Origin of the sequence: Bernardetia sp., assembly GCF_020630935.1 — a bacterium.
Classification (GTDB): Bacteria; Bacteroidota; Bacteroidia; order Cytophagales; family Bernardetiaceae; genus Bernardetia.
Genome location: NZ_JAHDIG010000004.1, coordinates 1 through 17,261, shown reverse-complemented (window position 1 = coordinate 17,261; position 17,261 = coordinate 1). Strand labels below are relative to the sequence as shown.

At 33.5% G+C, this 17,261-nt stretch carries 12 protein-coding genes; 7 read left to right on the top strand and 5 right to left on the bottom strand.

What is annotated here, in order from left to right:
• Positions 1-232 precede the first annotated feature (232 nt).
• Positions 233-697 (top strand): Hsp20/alpha crystallin family protein, encoded by a 465-nt coding sequence (locus tag QZ659_RS01940; protein ID WP_291721081.1) that lies wholly within the window; start codon positions 233-235, stop codon positions 695-697.
• A gap of 155 nt (positions 698-852) precedes the next feature.
• Here QZ659_RS01940 and QZ659_RS01935 read toward each other — a convergent pair whose 3' ends face one another.
• Positions 853-1,155 (bottom strand): hypothetical protein, encoded by a 303-nt coding sequence (locus QZ659_RS01935; protein WP_291721080.1) that lies wholly within the window; start codon positions 1,153-1,155, stop codon positions 853-855.
• Between the two features lie 423 nt (positions 1,156-1,578).
• Between QZ659_RS01935 and QZ659_RS01930 the strand changes: the two genes are divergently transcribed.
• The 3 genes from QZ659_RS01930 to QZ659_RS01920 all read left to right on the top strand — a co-directional run bounded on the left by QZ659_RS01930 (position 1,579) and on the right by QZ659_RS01920 (position 7,165).
• Complete coding sequence (locus QZ659_RS01930; protein ID WP_291721078.1) at positions 1,579-2,214, top strand: DUF1801 domain-containing protein; 636 nt, start codon at positions 1,579-1,581, stop codon at positions 2,212-2,214.
• Positions 2,215-2,319: 105 nt separating this feature from the next.
• Positions 2,320-4,623 carry an NADP-dependent malic enzyme gene (locus QZ659_RS01925; protein ID WP_291721075.1) on the top strand — a complete coding sequence of 768 codons (2,304 nt, stop codon included), beginning with the start codon at positions 2,320-2,322 and terminating at the stop codon, positions 4,621-4,623.
• A gap of 490 nt (positions 4,624-5,113) precedes the next feature.
• Positions 5,114-7,165, top strand: a complete 2,052-nt coding sequence (locus QZ659_RS01920; RefSeq protein WP_291721072.1) for a DUF3857 domain-containing protein — start codon at positions 5,114-5,116, stop codon at positions 7,163-7,165.
• A 107-nt stretch (positions 7,166-7,272) separates the two neighbouring features.
• Here QZ659_RS01920 and QZ659_RS01915 read toward each other — a convergent pair whose 3' ends face one another.
• Positions 7,273-8,148, bottom strand: coding sequence for a transglutaminase-like domain-containing protein (locus QZ659_RS01915; RefSeq protein WP_291721069.1), 876 nt, complete (start codon positions 8,146-8,148; stop codon positions 7,273-7,275).
• 140 nt (positions 8,149-8,288) lie between these two features.
• Positions 8,289-8,864: a ferritin gene (locus QZ659_RS01910; protein ID WP_291721067.1), complete on the bottom strand. Its 576-nt coding sequence runs from the start codon at positions 8,862-8,864 to the stop codon at positions 8,289-8,291.
• A 279-nt stretch (positions 8,865-9,143) separates the two neighbouring features.
• On the opposite strand from QZ659_RS01910, the gene QZ659_RS01905 reads away from it, so the two are divergent.
• The 3 genes from QZ659_RS01905 (at position 9,144) to QZ659_RS01895 (ending at position 12,553) form a co-directional block, all read left to right on the top strand.
• Positions 9,144-10,238: an AAA family ATPase gene (locus QZ659_RS01905; protein ID WP_291721064.1), complete on the top strand. Its 1,095-nt coding sequence runs from the start codon at positions 9,144-9,146 to the stop codon at positions 10,236-10,238.
• A gap of 124 nt (positions 10,239-10,362) precedes the next feature.
• On the top strand, positions 10,363-11,247 hold the full coding sequence (locus QZ659_RS01900; protein WP_291721061.1) for a type III pantothenate kinase: 885 nt from the start codon (positions 10,363-10,365) through the stop codon (positions 11,245-11,247).
• Positions 11,248-11,290: 43 nt separating this feature from the next.
• A complete protein-coding gene (locus tag QZ659_RS01895) occupies positions 11,291-12,553 on the top strand; it encodes a hypothetical protein (protein ID WP_291721058.1) in 1,263 nt (420 codons plus the stop codon).
• A gap of 90 nt (positions 12,554-12,643) precedes the next feature.
• Here the strand turns inward: QZ659_RS01895 and QZ659_RS01890 are convergent, their stop codons facing one another.
• Both QZ659_RS01890 and QZ659_RS01885 read right to left on the bottom strand, forming a co-directional pair.
• A complete protein-coding gene (locus QZ659_RS01890; RefSeq protein WP_291721053.1) occupies positions 12,644-15,583 on the bottom strand; it encodes a WD40/YVTN/BNR-like repeat-containing protein in 2,940 nt (979 codons plus the stop codon).
• Between the two features lie 184 nt (positions 15,584-15,767).
• Positions 15,768-17,111 carry a hypothetical protein gene (locus tag QZ659_RS01885; protein WP_291721049.1) on the bottom strand — a complete coding sequence of 448 codons (1,344 nt, stop codon included), beginning with the start codon at positions 17,109-17,111 and terminating at the stop codon, positions 15,768-15,770.
• Positions 17,112-17,261: the final 150 nt, after the last annotated feature.

The window sequence follows — 17,261 nt, the reverse complement described above, 5'->3', positions numbered from 1 at the left end:
TATCTATTGACTAAACAAAAGGTTTAGTCATTTTGGCAGTCTAAAAGATTTGTTGAAATACCAAAAAGAATTAATTAATGTCATTTTGGCGTTTTTTTAGGTTGAAGTGCTTTAAATTTATTTTGGTTCATAATTTGAATAATATAAGTCAAATGTAACTTAGAATAGTCGCATTTATAAATAAAAAATTCACTTTTAATTTATTATTTTAGTAACTTAAATTTATACTATTATGACACTTATCAAATATAGACCAAGCAATTCATTTTTACCTTCTGCATTTTCAGAGTTTTTTGAGCAAGACTTCTTACCATCTAATAGAAGTTTGTTTGGAGCAGATTTGCAAATGCCAGCTGTAAATATTAGTGAAAACGAAAATGAGCATTTGATTGAAGTTTCGGCAGCAGGTTTTGAGAAAGACCAGTTCAATATTGAAATGGAAGACAATAAGCTCACTATTTCTGCTGAAATGAAGGAAGAACATGAGGAAAAATCAGATGAAAACGTAACAGAAAATAAAAAGCAAAACTATTACACTCGTCGTGAGTTTCGTTCTTCATCTTTCAAGCGTTCTTTCACACTTCCTAAAAATGTGGATGGCGAAAACATATCAGCTTCTTATGAAAATGGTATTTTAAAGCTGATATTGCCAAAGAAAGCTGAAGTTATTAATAAGAAAAAAGTAAATATTTCGTAACTTTGTTTAACAAGCAAGCAGAAATTACGAAATATCAGAAAACATATATAGACATTCAATACATTTAAGATCAACAGTAGTTAAGTTGTGAAATCCAAAAGAACCATCTCCTTGAGATGGTTTTTTTGTTCGATTAAAATCATTTCGTCAGATACTCAACGTAGTTGGTTTGCCTCATACTCCTTGATTTTTTTTATCAGCCTTTGTTCGTTTTTTCTATTTCTTCCAAATGCAAAAACAGAACTTCGTTTTTGTAGGCTACAAATGCTATTTACTAAAACTAGCTCATTCTTTTTATCTGATAAAACAATAATATCTTCCCCCCAGCTTCCAGACCAAAACGGAGGGTGAGTTTGTGCATAAGTCCCTTCTGCAAATACGTGAGTATGCCAGTCTAGTTCTGTTGCTATTTCCTTAATAATTTTGTGTAAGTCTGTAACAGATATTTTGCTTTCCACTTTTTTGAATCTCAACCTGTAATATTGCATAAAGAAAATTGATGCAAATACAGCTAAAGAGATCGTAAAAAATATAAATGAATCAAAAGTAAAATCTTGTAATAGAAACCACAATGCCCCAACAGGAAGGATTAAAAACGGAATACTCAGAGCATAATGAGTTATATAGTCTTCAAATGTGTGTAGTAATACTCTTTTAGTTTTTATCATTCTTGAGAGATTCTCCGACACTTCAGATTGATATTTAATTTTATTTTTTCCTTTGTTTTGTAAAACTCTCCGTTGTCTTTTGTCCATGTTTTTGGGGTACTTTAAATCTTCTTTCTCACAAATTTAATATTTCAGTATTCTATTTTTAAAGCATTTTTAGTAGATTGATATAAATTTATTTTAGGCTACATAGCCATCAAAGATGCTAAAAATATGAATCCAAAAGTAGATGAGTTTTTAGAAAAAAATCAAACATGGAATAAGGAATTATCCAAACTTAGAAGTATTCTTTTAGAGTGTAACTTAAGCGAAGATTTCAAATGGAAAACGCCTTGCTATACACTTGAAGGAAAAAATATTGTTTTGTTAGGACGTTTTAAAGAATGGTGTGTCATTAGTTTTTTAAAAGGTGTTTTGCTCAAAGACAAAGAAAATATCTTGGAGCTGGCAGGAGAACATTCTCAATCTAGTAAAGTAATTCGTTTTACAAGTGTTCAAGAAATTGAGAAAATAGAATCAATTTTAAAAAACTATATCTTAGAAGCGATTCAGGTAGAAAAAGCAGGTCTGAAAGTAGAACTAAAGAAAAATGAGGATATACACTTTGTTGCAGAACTTCAAAATAAAATAGATGAAGATTTAGCTTTTGGAAATGCCTTTAAAAAACTTACGCTAGGAAGGCAGAGAGGCTACAATCTTTATTTTTCATCTGCTAAACAAGCTAAGACAAGAATGTCACGTATCAAAAAATATGAAAATAGAATCCTTAATGGAAAGGGAATAAATGATTGTACTTGTGGCTTATCTAAGAAAATGCCTACTTGCGACGGCTCACATAAATTTGCCTAATAAACTATTTTTTTTCTAAGAGTTAATTTTTTTATAACTTCTCTATTCATAAAAGTTAATTAACTTTCAGACACAAAAAAAAATACATATAAACACACACTTCAAATGAGTAAAATAAGAAAAGAAGAAGCCCTCCGTTATCACGAAGAAGGCAAACCAGGAAAAATAGAAGTTATTCCTACCACAGCTACCAAAACCCAAAGAGACTTAGCCCTTGCCTATTCTCCAGGAGTTGCTGAGCCGTGTAAAGAAATTGCAGCAGATATCGAAAATGTTTATAGATACACAGCAAAAGGAAATTTAGTCGCCGTAATTTCTGATGGAACTGCCGTTTTGGGGTTAGGAAATTTAGGACCAGAAGCATCTAAACCAGTGATGGAAGGAAAGGGAGTTTTATTTAAAATTTTTGCTGGAATAGATGTTTTCGACTTAGAACTCAATACCACCAATGTTGAAGAATTTATTACTGTGGTAAAAGCCTTAGAACCTACTTTTGGAGGAATAAATTTGGAAGACATCAAAGCTCCAGAGTGTTTCGAAATTGAACAGCGTCTGAAAAAGGAACTCAATATTCCAATTATGCACGACGACCAACACGGAACAGCCATCATTACAGGAGCAGCCCTTCTCAACTCGTTAGAACTTGTAAAGAAAGATATTGACAAAATAAAAGTAGTTGTTTCAGGAGCTGGAGCTTCAGCAATCTCTTGTTTGAAAATCTTTGTGGATTTGGGAGTAAATCGTCAAAATATTATTGTTTGTGATAGTAAAGGAGTTATACGAACAGATAGAGAAAACCTTAGTGAAACTAAAGAGTTCTTTGCCACAGATACAGATGCACATACATTAGAAGATGCCTTAAAAGGTGCTGATGTTTTTATGGGACTCTCAATGGCAAATGTAATGACTCCAGAAATGCTCCTGTCTATGGCTGAAAATGCTATTGTTTTTGCACTTGCCAACCCCGACCCAGAAATCAATTACGAACTCGCTATGCAAACTCGTGATGATATTATTATGGCAACAGGGCGTTCCGATTACAACAATCAAGTAAATAATGTACTTGGTTTTCCTTTTATTTTTAGAGGAGCATTAGATGTTCGTGCAACAGAAATCAATGAAGAAATGAAATTGGCAGCCGTTAAAGCCTTAGCCGAACTGACTAAAGAACCTGTTCCAGATATTGTCAAGATTGCTTACAACCAGCAGACTATTTCTTTTAGTAAAGATTATATTATTCCAAAGCCATTAGACCCTCGCTTACTTACTACGGTTGCACCTGCTGTGGCTCGTGCTGCAATGGAGAGTGGTGTTGCTAAAAATCCTATTACAGACTGGGATAAATATGAAGCCGATTTGATTGTAAGAATGGGTAGAGACCAGAGTATTATCCGTCGTTTGGGCAATATGGCAAAACAAGACCCTCAACGTGTGGTGTTTGCAGAGGCTGATAATGCAAAAATCTTGATGGCAGCACAGATTGTAAAAGATGATGGTATTGCAGAACCAATTTTATTAGGAGATGAGAGAAGAATCAAGCGTCTGATAGAAGAAAACAATTTGGAGCTAGAAGATACAAGGATTATTGACCCAAGAAGTGAAGATTCGAATGAACTTATAGAAAAATATGCAAAGACATTTTTTGAAAAGCGCAAGCGTAGAGGTTTCAACAATTATGAAGCACAAAAAGCAATGCGTGAAAGAAATTATTTTGGCGCAATGATGTTAGAAGAAGGCGATGCAGATGCACTTATCTCTGGACTCTCAAGAAAATATTCTGACACAATTCGTCCTGCTTTAGAGGTTGTAGGAACATACAAAAGCCATAGAAAAGTAGCAGGAATTTACATGATGATTACTCGCAAAGGACCTATTTTCTTTGCTGATACCACTATGATTCCTAATCCAACAGCAGAAGATTTGGTAGGTATTGCAGCCATGACTTCCAATACGGTAAAAGAATTTGGTTTAGAGCCAAGAGTAGCCTTTTTATCTTACTCTAATTTTGGTTCATCGGACGATGAAGAACCAAGAACAGTAAGAAAAGCTGTTGAGATGATGAAAGAGCAATATCCTCATATTGTTGCTGATGGAGAAGTTCAAGCCAATATTGCTTTCAATAATGATATTTTGAAAGAAAACTATCCTTTTTCAGAGCTTGCCAACGGAGAGCCTAATATTTTGGTTTTCCCTAACCTTGCCTCTGCCAATATTGCTTACAAACTCATTCAAGAAATTAGTGGAGCAGAAGCGATTGGTCCTATTCTTACAGGAATGAAAAAGTCAGTTCATATTCTGCAACTAGGTAGTTCGGTACGTGAAATTGTCAATATGGTTACTATTGCTGTTGTAGATGCACAACTCAAGAAAAAATATGCAGTACAAGACAATAAAGCACAGTTTATGTAAATCCTAAATATGTCAGATTGAAAAAGACACCTTGTCAAAATGGATTTGATAAGGTGTTTTTTTGTCTTGTTTTTTAGGTTGAAAATACTAATTTTTAATGTGTTATATGAGCGAAACTGCCTATTACTCTGTGATTTATGAAAAATGAAATGTCAAAACATCTAAGAAACATACTAGCGTAAATAAAAAGAATATATCGTCTATAATTATCTATAAACTCTAATTTTGTTTGGTTTTTGTCTGAAAATAACAAATAAAGCCTTGTTTTTTTGGTTAATTGTTGAAGAATAATTTTGTTGCCGTCCTTTTTAAACTAAAAAAAATTACATTTTTGATAAAAAACAAACGTTAAACAATCTGTTATATCACTTTACTAATTTGTAATTTAAAAACTTTAGGGTTAATTTTTGTAGTTATTATGTTGATTAATAGCTCCCTAACCATCTGTTTTAGATAAATCACGACCTTATATATATATCCTATATTTTTTATGAGTAGATATTTACAATTTTTTTCATCTTTTCTCGCTTTACTTTTCGTTGTTACTCTGACAGTAATGGCGAAGGCACAGCAAACTACTAATGATTTTACAGACGATGAAAATAATACCCTTTTTCCTTCTTTAGAAACCTTCGGACTTCTCAATTATGATTGGGAAATCTCTCCTACTTCGTCAAAGCTAAATGCAGACGAGCGCAAAGAGCAAGTAGTGTTTCAAAAATATCATGATGCTTTAGAGTATTTTTATGATGAGAAAGGCGACTTCAAAGTATGGGAACTGGTACATCATTCTATAAAAATTAATTCTGAAAATGCTTTAAAGCAATACAACAAAGTTTATGTTCCTCTTCAAAATGGTGAAAAATTGGTACGCTTGAAGGCAAGAAGTATTCAAGAAGATGGAAAAATAACAGAAATTGATTTATCTCAAATTCGTCAAGTAGAAGAAAATGGCTTTTTTACTTCCTCTACTCGTTTTCCTATTGAGGGGGCGCAAGTAGGAAGTGATATTGAATATTTGTATTTAGTTGAGCGTTCTGCATCTTTATCTGGACATTATATTTATCCCTCTAATGTTCTTTTGAAAAACGTTAGTTTTGAGCTTGTAACACCATCTAATATTTTCTTTACTAGCAAAAGTTATAACGGACTTCCACAGGCTAAAGAGCAAAGCGATGCGATGGGTAGAAATTTGCTTTCTATTTCTACCGATAGAATACATAGTTCTTCATCTAAATCTATTTTAGGTGAGGGTAATCTAATGCGTTTGCACTACCGTTTTTCACACGTCTTGGCAGATGAGAAATATGCTGACAATAGTTGGAATAATATTGCCAACGAAATTGCATCAGTAGTTTATCCTTTGAGCTTAAAGGAAGAAAACAGACGTATAAATTCTATTTTAGAAGAACTTGGAGCAGAAAAAAGCTCATTCTTATCACAAGAACAAAAAATTAAGGCGATTGAAGATTACATCAAAAATCATATTCGTATAGATGAAAACATTAGCCACGATTCTTACTCTCTTTTGTCTTCTTTAGAAACAGGTATGAGCGATAGTTATGGCGTGTTGCGTTTGTTTGGGGCTTTCTTTCAGAATGCAGGAATAGACCACCGTTTGGTAGGCACATCAGATAAAAAATATTTTGTCTTTGACGAAGAGTTTCCATCTTGGGATTTTATCCATTCTTATCTTTTTTACTTTCCTTCTCTGAAAAGCTATTTGATGCCGACAGAAGTAAATTATCGTTATGGTTATATTCCTTACTCTCTCATCAACAATAAAGGTCTGTTTGTCAAACCTCCAGTTATAATTGGAGAAGATATTGTAGCGTATGCAGATGTTCGTACTATAAATTTTGTTCCTTCACAAAGCAGTACTGACACACATTATAAGGTAAGTTTTCAAGATGAACTCAATACTACAAAAATAAATTTAAAGAGAGAGCTAACAGGTTATTCTGCCATAGATTATAATGCGTATTATTACCTTTCTGACGAACCAGAAAAAGCAGTAGCAGAGCGATTTGATATTCGTGCAGGAGAACAGGAAATGACAGAGCGTGTAGATATTACGACTATAGAAAACAATTACTACGATGCTCAAAGTATTCGTATGGATTTGTTTAAAATAGAAGGAGAAATTTCTTCTAATACGCTTGTAGAGCAAGCTAATGAAACTTATCTATTCAAATTAGGAAGTCTTTTAGATGCACATCCAAAATCATATACACAGAAAGGAAATGTAGAAAAAGGTTATCCCGAAGAATTTAAGACTACGATTGAAATAGAAATTCCAGAAGGCTATTATGTTAGAAACTTTGAAGCCTTGAAAAAGCAAATCTGGAATGTGGAAATGGGTAAGATGATTATGCACTTCAAAACAGAGGCTACCATCAAAAATGGAGTGCTGATAGTTGAAGTAACAGAGTTTTACAGAGATGGTATTCAAACAAAAGAACAATTAGCAGCCTTTGAGCGTATCAATTCTGCATCAGTAGATTTTAGTAATGCTGTTGTGATGATTCAAAAAATGAAATAATAACAAATAAAAAAATAGGAAAACAAGAAGGCAAAACTCCCCTTTTATATCACAATCATAAAACTTATAAACTAAGCCATCTAAGAAAGTATTTTTGGATGGCTTTTTTATTTTTCTGTATTATCATTGATATTTTCTCCTAAAATAGATAAAAGCTCTATCAGTTCTGGTATTTTTTCGCCTTGCGCAGCATGTTCAAACGACTGGATTAGGTTATGAATGGTTCTTCGTAGAATGGCTAAATTATCACAGGGTGAGTAAAAAGTTTCATTTTGAGGTAATTTGAGTTGTTTGAGGTAGTTGTCGATGTCTTGTTTAGCAAAAATAACCCCTCGGTTAAATACATTGATGTAGAAGGTAAGTTCTTCACTTTTATAGGTCAAGACAAAAAGATTAGGCAAATTGACACCAAATACAGGCAGTTTGAGCTTCTGTGCAATCAACATATAGACTACTGATAAACTTATTGGATTTCCTTTTTTAGATTCCAACACTTGATTTATCATAGAATTATTAACCGAATGAAAATTATTTACATTAGCTTTAAAAGATAGCTTTTCAAAAAAAATACTGTTAAGCCGTCTAATTTGGTCTATTGGATGCTGAACATTTTGAAAACTAACCCACGTTTCAAAGTAAAGTTGTTCTATCTTAACTTTTAACTCCTCATATTCTAAATCTGGGTACTGATAAGTTGCCAAAATCCATAAACCTTTGAGCAAATCGTCTTGCTCATTTTCATACCAGTTTTGCAGCTTTTCTTTCAAGAGACCAAATTGTAAAGTATGTAAAATATCTTCAATTCTACTTTGCAACTTCAAATTTAAACTACTTGTCCAAGTATCTTCTAAAAGTGGAATAATAGGCTTTCCGATAGATAAAATTTTATTTCTTATATGATTCAAGATTTCTGTATCATCGTCTTCTAAAAGCGAAATCAAGGCTTTTAATTCATTTTCACTCAAACTATTATCTTTTTTCATAATTTTCTTTTATAGCTGTCTATTTGTTTCGTATCTGTCTAAACTCAAAATAATCAAAACAGTTTTTTAAGCCAAAAAAATCACTATAAAAACTAGGTTTTTATAGTGATTTGATGATTTACCTTTAAGTAAATAATATATTATTCTGCTTCACCAGAAGGACTTTCAATTTGTGCTATTTCATTTTCTAAGTTTCCGATAGCTTGGTCTATAAGCCATATTCCCTGTCCTTCTTCACCAATAATATCGAAAAGCTCCACAGCACGACGAGAAATTACCTCTTCTTCTCTTTGCTCGTTTACAAACCATTGCAAAAACTGAAACGTAGCAAAATCTTTTGCTTTCAAACACGCATCTACCAAATCATTGATAGCTAAAGTAACCTTGATTTCGTGCTTTAGAGCCGTTTCGAAAACTTCTCTCAATTTATCGAAGTTATAACGCAAATCTGTAATTTCTGGAGCAAGAGCATGTCCACCAGCATTATTTAGATAATCGAAGAATTTCATCATGTGCATGCGTTCTTCTTCTGCGTGGTTGTAGAGATATTTTGCCGAATTGACATAACCTTCCTTATCGCACCACGAAGCTGCAGCCAAATATGCCCACGAAGAGCGAGCTTCTAGCTGAATTTGCTTATTGATAAGGTTTTGCATCTCTTGTGTAATCGATGTTTTCATCGTTACTACTGTTTTCTGAACTCCGTTCTTTGACATAGTCTATATTTTTTTAATGTTGAAGTCTATTTTTATAAAAGGCTAAAAAGTAAATATATATTTTTATAAAGTACTCATCAATAGATATTTACTGTTCTGCGAGACACAGAACAGGGAAAAATACTGTTTGTTGGTGTTTTAGTTTAGCAACACCAATAACTTTTTGTACTCTAACGTTTTTATTACTTTTTCCCTTATAACGGAATCAATAATAGAAAGGATTTGTTTTGAAAGCAATACTAAAAAAATAAAATTAGAATTAGTCAAAATAAAAAGATAATGAAACTAGAAGATTTTGAACTGGTAAAAAAATACAGCTCCTTGTTTGAGGATATGAAAAATACGATGCAAGACTCTATCAAACATGCAGAAGGAGATGTTTATACACATACACAAATGGTTTTGGATTCTATTTTGAAAACAGAAGAATGGAACACTTTTTCCAAAACAGAACAAGATATTTTATTTCTAACGGTCTTGTTTCACGATATTTGCAAACCTCACACTCTTACTCACGAACCAGATGGAAGCATTAGCCACCCTAGCCACGCACGCAGGGGCGCACAACTTACAAGGCAGATTTTAGACAAAGAAAACTATGATTTTGATACGATATATAAAGTCTTTCAGACTATTTTTTATCATGGCTATCCGTTTTGGGCATACGCAAAGGACAATCCACAGAAAAGCATGATTCTGACCAGTCTTTTATCGAACAACAAATGGTTGTATGCTTTTGGAAAGGCTGATTTAGGAGGACGAATTTGTCCAGATTGGGAAGAATGGCAATATCGTTTGGAAGTTTTTAAAGAATTGGGAGTAGAAAACGATTGTTTTGATAATCCTTATGCCTTTCATTCTAATTACGACAGGTTTGAATATTTTAGAAAAGACAACAACTTTCCCAATACACAACTCTACCAAGACTATGACTTTGAAATTACGATGCTTTGTGGGCTTCCTGCTAGTGGAAAGGATAGTTATATTGTAGAAATGAATGAAGACTTGCCTATCGTTTCGATGGATGATTTGAGAAAAGAACTCAAAATAAAACCTACTGATAATCAAGGAAAAATCATTCAAGAGGCAAAAGAACGAAGTAGAGAATATTGTAGAAAAAAACAGTCTTTCATTTGGAACGCTACCAACCTCACAAAACAAGTCAGAGGAAGTCTGATTTCGATATGGCTTCCCTACAAACCTAAAATTAAAATTGTTTTTCTACACAAAAATATCAACCAACTTGTAAAAGACAATCGCAGTAGAGAAGAAAGCGATATTGTACCCACCAAAAAGATTTGGGAGATGCACAACAGATTAGAATTTCCAGATATTCAAGAAGCACATGACGTTATTTTTTTAGAAAAAAGTTGATTTCCAACCTTTATTTTTCTTTATATTTTCTATTTCGCTTCAAAAACACGAAATTTGCGACCTTATTTGATATACGAATAAGGTTTTTTTCTTCAAATAATTTTGATGTACTCCTATGCTGACTTTGGCAGTAGACTTTGGAAATACAACGCTCAAAGCGGCTCTCTTCGAAAATGAAGAACTCTTAGAGGTGCGTTATTCACTTTCTACAACAGCTTTAAAAAGTTGGATAAAAGAAATTGAGAAAGATGCTACTCGGTTTTTGAAGGGAATTATGATTAGTTCAGTAAGAAAAAATGAAGAAGTCGAATTTGCATTTGTAGAGGAATTACAAGCTGATTTGTCTTCTAGTTCTAAATTAATCATAAAATCAACATCAGACAAAGAAAGAGTTGCAACAAAAGATAAGCAAATTAGCGTCGTGGTGCTAGATGAAAATACGCCTTTGCCTATCAGAAATGAGTACAAAACTCCCAAAACGTTGGGAAAAGACCGTTTGGCTGCCGTCATAGGAGCTTACTTTCTAAATGAAGAATTTGCATACAAGCCGACTTTAGTTATTGATGCAGGAACGTGTATTACGTATGATTTCATCAATTTGGTTCAGAACGAAGGCATTTATGAAGGAGGAAGTATTTCACTCGGTTTGCAAATGCGTTTTAAGGCTCTGAATCATTTTACAGCTAATCTTCCTTTGTTCGAACCTCAAGAAACTTTGCCTACACCTGTTGGAAAAACAACTGAAGGAGCGATGCAAAGTGGTGTTCAGTTTGGGTTGATGGCTGAAATAAAAGGAATTATTGATTTTTATCAGAAAAGTGGTAAAGAAGAATTAAATATTGTCGTTTGTGGTGGCGATGCTAAACTACTTAAAAAGTGGTGGCGAGAATATACTCTGCGATTTACAAACGATATGTATAGTTATAAAGAATGGACTATCGAACCTAATTTGGTTTTGATAGGTTTACAACGAATTTTCCAGTTTATAAAAAATAATGAAGACAACTAATATCTATCTACATTTTGTATCAAAACTATCAACTTCTATTATAATGATAGTTTTTATTGTATCAATTTCTTTCTCTGCTTTTGCTCAAACAGCAAATAATCCTTTTTCACGTATCGGATTAGGAGATATTTCTGCTAGACGTTCTATTGCTAACCTTGGAATGGGAGGAATGGGCGTAAGTCTTCCAACAGTACAATATTCTAACCTTCAAAATCCTGCACTTTTGAGCTATCACAAACTAACTGTTTTTGAAGGCGCAGGAGTAGGAGAATATAAAGATTTACAGACCAGCTCACTTCAAACCAACGATTTTGGTGGAAATTTAGCTTACTTATCACTTATTTTTCCAGTCTATAAAAACACGAGCATTAATGTTGGTTTTCAGCCTTACTCTTCCGTAAATTATGACGCTGTCAGTTACGAACTTTTACCCAATACACCTACTTTTGTTAAGTATGACTATGCTGGAAGTGGTGGAGTTTCACAGGCTTTCCTTAGTGTAGGAAGTAAAATTATTCAAAATCTTTCTGTGGGTGCACAGATAAATTATAACTTTGGAGCAATTAGTAATACCTCAACTTCTACTTTAGACGATTTTAGATCTAGCTTTGTGGCTCAACTCAATGACCGTTACAATTATAGTGATTTTAGTTACCGTTTAGGAGTGCATTATTTTATTCCAGTATTTGAAAATTCGCAAATAAATGTAGGAGTAAGTTATGATGGTGCTGCTGATTTTAGTGCTAAACATTTCAGAGCTTTTGAGCGTAAAAACTTTAGTGATGTTGTGATTGATGGAGATACATTGTTTTCTGAACGTAAAGAATCTATCCAAATTCCAGATGCATTTACTTTTGGCATTAGCTTACAACGTGGATATCTGCAAGCTGCATCAGGTACAAAAAATATGGCATATAGTTTTGGTATTGACTATTCTATGCAAGATTGGAGTGTTGCAAATGGTTCTACTATTGTAGGAGGAAATCGTTTGCAAAGTAGCTATAAAGTTAGTGTTGGAGGTGAGATTACACCAAATGTTCGTAATACAAATTATTTAGCTCGCACTACATACCGATTAGGTTTTTCATACTCTCAAACGCCATTGGTTATAAATAACGAGCCTATCGAAGATATGAGTTTGAGTTTTGGTTTTTCGCTCCCTGTCAAGAATAATTTTTCTTCGCTTAATCTTTATGGAGCAATAGGACAGCGTGGTAGTTTGGAAGCTATTAAAGAGCAGTATGTTCGTTTTGGCTTAGGAATCTCTATTAGTGATAGATGGTTTGTTCGTTCTAGGTTTGATTAATACAAATTTACTCAACACTCAAAAGCCTTTTCTTTCGCTAGGAAGAAAAGGCTTTTTTTATATAAAAAGGGAAATAAACCTGCATCAAAATTATTTCTCTACAATCTCAAAAGAGCTTTCTACTTTTTTGCCATTCTCTACCAAAACAACTTTATAATTAGAAATTGGTAAATAGTATTTTCCATTATCTGATTTGGAAATAGTAAAAGGCTTTTCTTTTGTAGAAAGCGATTTTGAAAGTTTCTTAGCTGCTGCTTCATTTATTGTCAAATCATAATTCCAATAGTTCAGACCTGCTCTAGCTTCCATTTTTTCAGAATGTAGAACATTTCCATTTTTATCTAAGATTTGAAGTTCTACTTCTGATTTTTGGTTAGTAAAGAAAATAAATTTTTGTTCTTCTTCGCTTGGCTCGTAGTTTCCAAACCACTTACTCCAATAGGTTTTGCCCCAATTTTTATTTGATTTGATGTTGTTTTTAGCTAAGAAAAAAGATGTTTCTTTCGGCTTACTTGCCAAATTTTGTAAAGGCTCAATGTTTATTATAAAGAGCGAGCGTCCGTGCGTTCCGACCACTAAATGGTTCGCTACAGGTTGAACAGACAAATCGTGAACTGCCACACGAGGAAAATCTTTACCTAGTCTCATAAAATTTTCTCCCTTATCTAAAGAAGCATACAAATCGTGGTCTGTCCCTACAAAAAGTAGATTTTCATTTTTATAATCTTCTCTGATTACATTTACAGATTCTAAAGGTAGATTCTGACCTATTTTTTTCCACGTCTTTCCAAAGTCATTAGAAACCAAAACAATCGCTTCAAAATTATCAAAACGGTAGCCATTCAACGTAACATATACTCGTTCTAGTTGGTGTTTAGAAGCCTGTACACGACTCACCCAAAAGTTTTTATATTTTGGAAATTCTTTGAGGTAATTTTGAGAAATATTCTCCCAACTATAGCCAGCATCTTTACTTATGTGAACCATTCCATCGTCCGAACCAACATATAAAAGCCCAAAACGCAAGGCAGATTCATCAATAGAAGTCAGAGTGTTATAAGCTACATCACCTGTTTTGGCTAGTTTTTCGTCTGCTCCTCTTGTTAAGTCTTCTGAAATGGTTTCCCATGTTTTGCCTTGGTCAAAGGAACGGTGTACACGATTCGAACCCATATACAAGATATTTTGTTGATGTTTTGAAAGGTGTAAAGGCGTTTGCCAGTTGAAACGAAACGGTTTTTGTCCTAACTCATGTGATGGGGTGATGTAGTCAGATTCTAGTGTAGTTTTATCAACTTTATAGCAATTTCCAAACTGATAACACGTAAAAATGGTGTTGTTGTCTCTAAAATCAATTTCTACTTGCATTCCGTCGCCACCTAAAAGTCGTTTGTAAGGATATGCGCCTTCTTGTTGCCAATAATCTGAATATTCGTACTGATGCGAAGCTGTCCAAACACCATTGTCTTGCAAACCTCCATAAACATTGTATGGTTCTGCTCTATCCGTTGCTACGCTATAAAATTGTCCTACTGGAATAGAATTGTGCTTAGACCACGTTTTGCCATCATTGTATGAGATATTTATTCCTCCGTCGTTTCCATTAATTAAATGTCCTTCTCGGTTTGGATTGACCCAAAGCGCATGATGGTCTGCGTGAACATTATCTCCATTGATGCTTTTCCAGTTTTTTCCTCCATCATCACTTGTCAAGATTGGAACGCCTACAATATAAAGTTTTTGAGGGTTGTTTTGCGAAACTCTGACTTGCCCAAAATAATAACCATAGGAATAAACTACTTCATCAATGCTTCCTTCATGTGTTTTTTCCCATGTTTTGCCTTTATCTTTTGAAAGATAGAGTTCTAAGCCTTTTACTGGCGTGTCAAACAAACGTGTATTGGCATCTCCTAAGAAATCAACTAAGGCTTTTGGCTGAATTTTATTTTCTTTAATTTGAGATTTGATAAATTCGGCTGTATATTTTCTTGGAAAACGATTTTCTTTTAAATATTCTGTGATTTGCTCATCCGAAACGCTCAAAAACTGCTCACTATTCATTGCCAAAATAGCATCTTTTGTAAGTGTTAATTTTTTTTCGTCTTTCTTGGTTTCATCTTTTGGTTTTCTGTCTTGATTATCTAAACAAGCATAAATCCAGTTTGGATTAGCTTTAGAAATCGTTAGACCAATTCTTCCTACACCTTCCGAAACAGGAAAGCCACTTTCTGATGTGGTAAGTTTTGTCCAGTTCTGACCACCATCATCAGAACGATAAATCCCACTTCCTTTGCCAGATTCTTCAAAGTCCCATGCTGCTCGGTGGCGTTGCCAAGTAGCTGCATAAAGTGTATTTGGATTGCTTGGGTCAATGATTAAATCAACTGCTCCTGTGTTTTCATCTACAAAGAGTGTTTTTTGCCACGTTTTGCCTCCGTCAGTGGTTTTATAAATTCCTCTTTCCTTGTTTTTCGAATAAAGATGACCAAGAGCAGCTACCCAAAGTGTATTTTTATCTGTTGGATGCAAAATTATTCTACCAATGTGTTGTGTTTCGTCTAGTTCTAGGTCAGATTTATGCTCCCAAGTTTTGCCCATATTGTAAGAGACATACATTCCGTCGCCCGAATACGACGAACGAGAAGAGTTATTTTCGCCAGTTCCTATCCAAATCGTAGAATTTTCCCACGAAACAGCAATATCTCCAATAGACATTACTCTTTCATCTTGAAAAAGAGGAGTAAAAGAAGTTCCGTTGGTGTTAGTATGCCAAAGCCCTCCAGAGGCGAAGGCAGCCAAAAATTCGGTAGGGTCGTTGGGATTGACTTCAATGTCTACCACACGCCCACTCATAACAGTTGGTCCTATGGATTTGACAGGAATATTTTTGAGCCAAGATGTTTCTTGACTAAGCCGAGCATAAGAATCTTGACGGTCTTTTACTGCTGTAAACTCTATATTTTCATTTTGGGAGAAAGCGAAGTTTGAGAGCAAAAGAAATAGCAAAGGGGAAAGAAAATGTTTTTTCATAATTATAATGTAGCTCATTCTTTAGAATGAGAAGAGTATTTGATTATTGATTGATTACAATTTGCAAACAAATTTTCTACATCTAAAAGTGATAAATAAAATACTGTTATTTTTCGTATTTTTTAACGAAAAAACCTAGCAATTTCTATAAAATCACTAGGCTATAAAATATTGAAAAATTACATCACATACCCTCTTGCCAAATAGAGTATTCTTTTTTCTCTACGGCTTGATAGATAATTTTACCACTACTTATATACATATACAAACCATATTTTGGATTTATACTTGATATGTCAATTTTCTTATCTCTTATCTTTGTATCCGTTATTTCTGTCAATAAAGTTGTCTTTTTCTGCCTTTTTAAGAGTAAAAATATTTTCTCATTATACACTTCCTTCTGTAAAATACGAGTATATCCAAAATCGTCCAATAGACCAATAAGTTTTACCTCTGCTTTAGGCATAATGCCAGTAAGAACAAACTTTTCTGCTTCTGCAGAGATTTTATTTAGAGAGTTTTTTTCTATAGCACCATTAGATAAATCTACTGTTAGTGTAACAATATTTCCCAGAATCTGATTTCTATTATTCGGACTGATATAAAAACTACTTAAATTACTGATAGAGAAATCGGGAAATAAATTTAGTCCAGTAGAAAACTCTTCTGCGACTAATGTTAGTTTATCATCTTTAATATAAGATGCTACGAAATTCAATCTCATATTCGGATTCATAAATGGATTAGAATCATTCATTTTCAACTCATACATCTGTTTCCAGTCGTAAGTATAAATATCGCTTTGCTCTCCATTATCATCATATTTGCACACAAATATGCCCTTAGAATCTTTAACATCAAAAAACAACCCTGATAAGATAACGCCATCTTTCGCTTCTTGAACATTACTAGGCATCAGTGTCCCCCCATTATGTATGAGACTTGTCTGTTTTTTTAGTTTTCCATTTTTCTTATCTATTGAAAATATTGCTCGGTTTGACTCTCCTTCTTTAATATCTGCTTTTTGAGTAGATATTACAAATAGTGTAGCTACTGAACCTGCAACTTTTTTGATTTCGTAAGACCCTTTTTCAGGAGCGAGTGTATTTACCCACACTACTTTGCCTGCTTTACTGACCTTTCTGCTTTTTATTCCATACTTGAGCTTATTTATTTTATAGAAATTCGTTATGTAAAACTCGTCATTGTCTAGTAGCACGTACAAAGCTTTTGAGAGTGGGAAGTAACTGACCCTGTCAAGATAAAACTTCGCTTCTTCTTCTGAAAGATTTATACGTGTATTTATTTTTATGTTAGCTTCAAAATCTATTTTTATTATTCTGACAAACCCCTCCATGTCATAGAATGTCAAATATAAAGCATCTTGAGTAAGAATATTTCCGTTGTCTTGATACACGGATTGATATTCTAGTTTCAAATTAGTCGTTTTGAGTAATTTTCCAGCAGGGTTATGAAGGTAAAGTTTATAATTAATTACATCACCTTTTTTGTAACTAGATGTGTACAAAGATAAAATATTTCCTGTTGGGAGGTTTTTAGTTATTACCAAATAGTGCTTTGAAGAATTTTCGAAAGTAACTTTTTGAGCGTGTAAACTATTAGAATTAAGTAGTTAGTTTTCACAAAATTGTTATTTTGTATTTCTGATTAAAAATAG

Bases quoted from the DNA above. Each gene is read 5' to 3' on its own strand.
- QZ659_RS01940 (WP_291721081.1), top strand. From the start codon at position 233: ATGACACTTATCAAATATAGACCAAGCAATTCATTTTTACCTTCTGCA.
- QZ659_RS01930 (WP_291721078.1), top strand. From the start codon at position 1,579: ATGAATCCAAAAGTAGATGAGTTTTTAGAAAAAAATCAAACATGGAAT.
- QZ659_RS01925 (WP_291721075.1), top strand. From the start codon at position 2,320: ATGAGTAAAATAAGAAAAGAAGAAGCCCTCCGTTATCACGAAGAAGGC.
- QZ659_RS01920 (WP_291721072.1), top strand. From the start codon at position 5,114: ATGAGTAGATATTTACAATTTTTTTCATCTTTTCTCGCTTTACTTTTC.
- QZ659_RS01915 (WP_291721069.1), bottom strand. From the start codon at position 8,148: ATGAAAAAAGATAATAGTTTGAGTGAAAATGAATTAAAAGCCTTGATT.
- QZ659_RS01910 (WP_291721067.1), bottom strand. From the start codon at position 8,864: ATGTCAAAGAACGGAGTTCAGAAAACAGTAGTAACGATGAAAACATCG.
- QZ659_RS01905 (WP_291721064.1), top strand. From the start codon at position 9,144: ATGAAACTAGAAGATTTTGAACTGGTAAAAAAATACAGCTCCTTGTTT.
- QZ659_RS01895 (WP_291721058.1), top strand. From the start codon at position 11,291: ATGATAGTTTTTATTGTATCAATTTCTTTCTCTGCTTTTGCTCAAACA.
- QZ659_RS01890 (WP_291721053.1), bottom strand. From the start codon at position 15,583: ATGAAAAAACATTTTCTTTCCCCTTTGCTATTTCTTTTGCTCTCAAAC.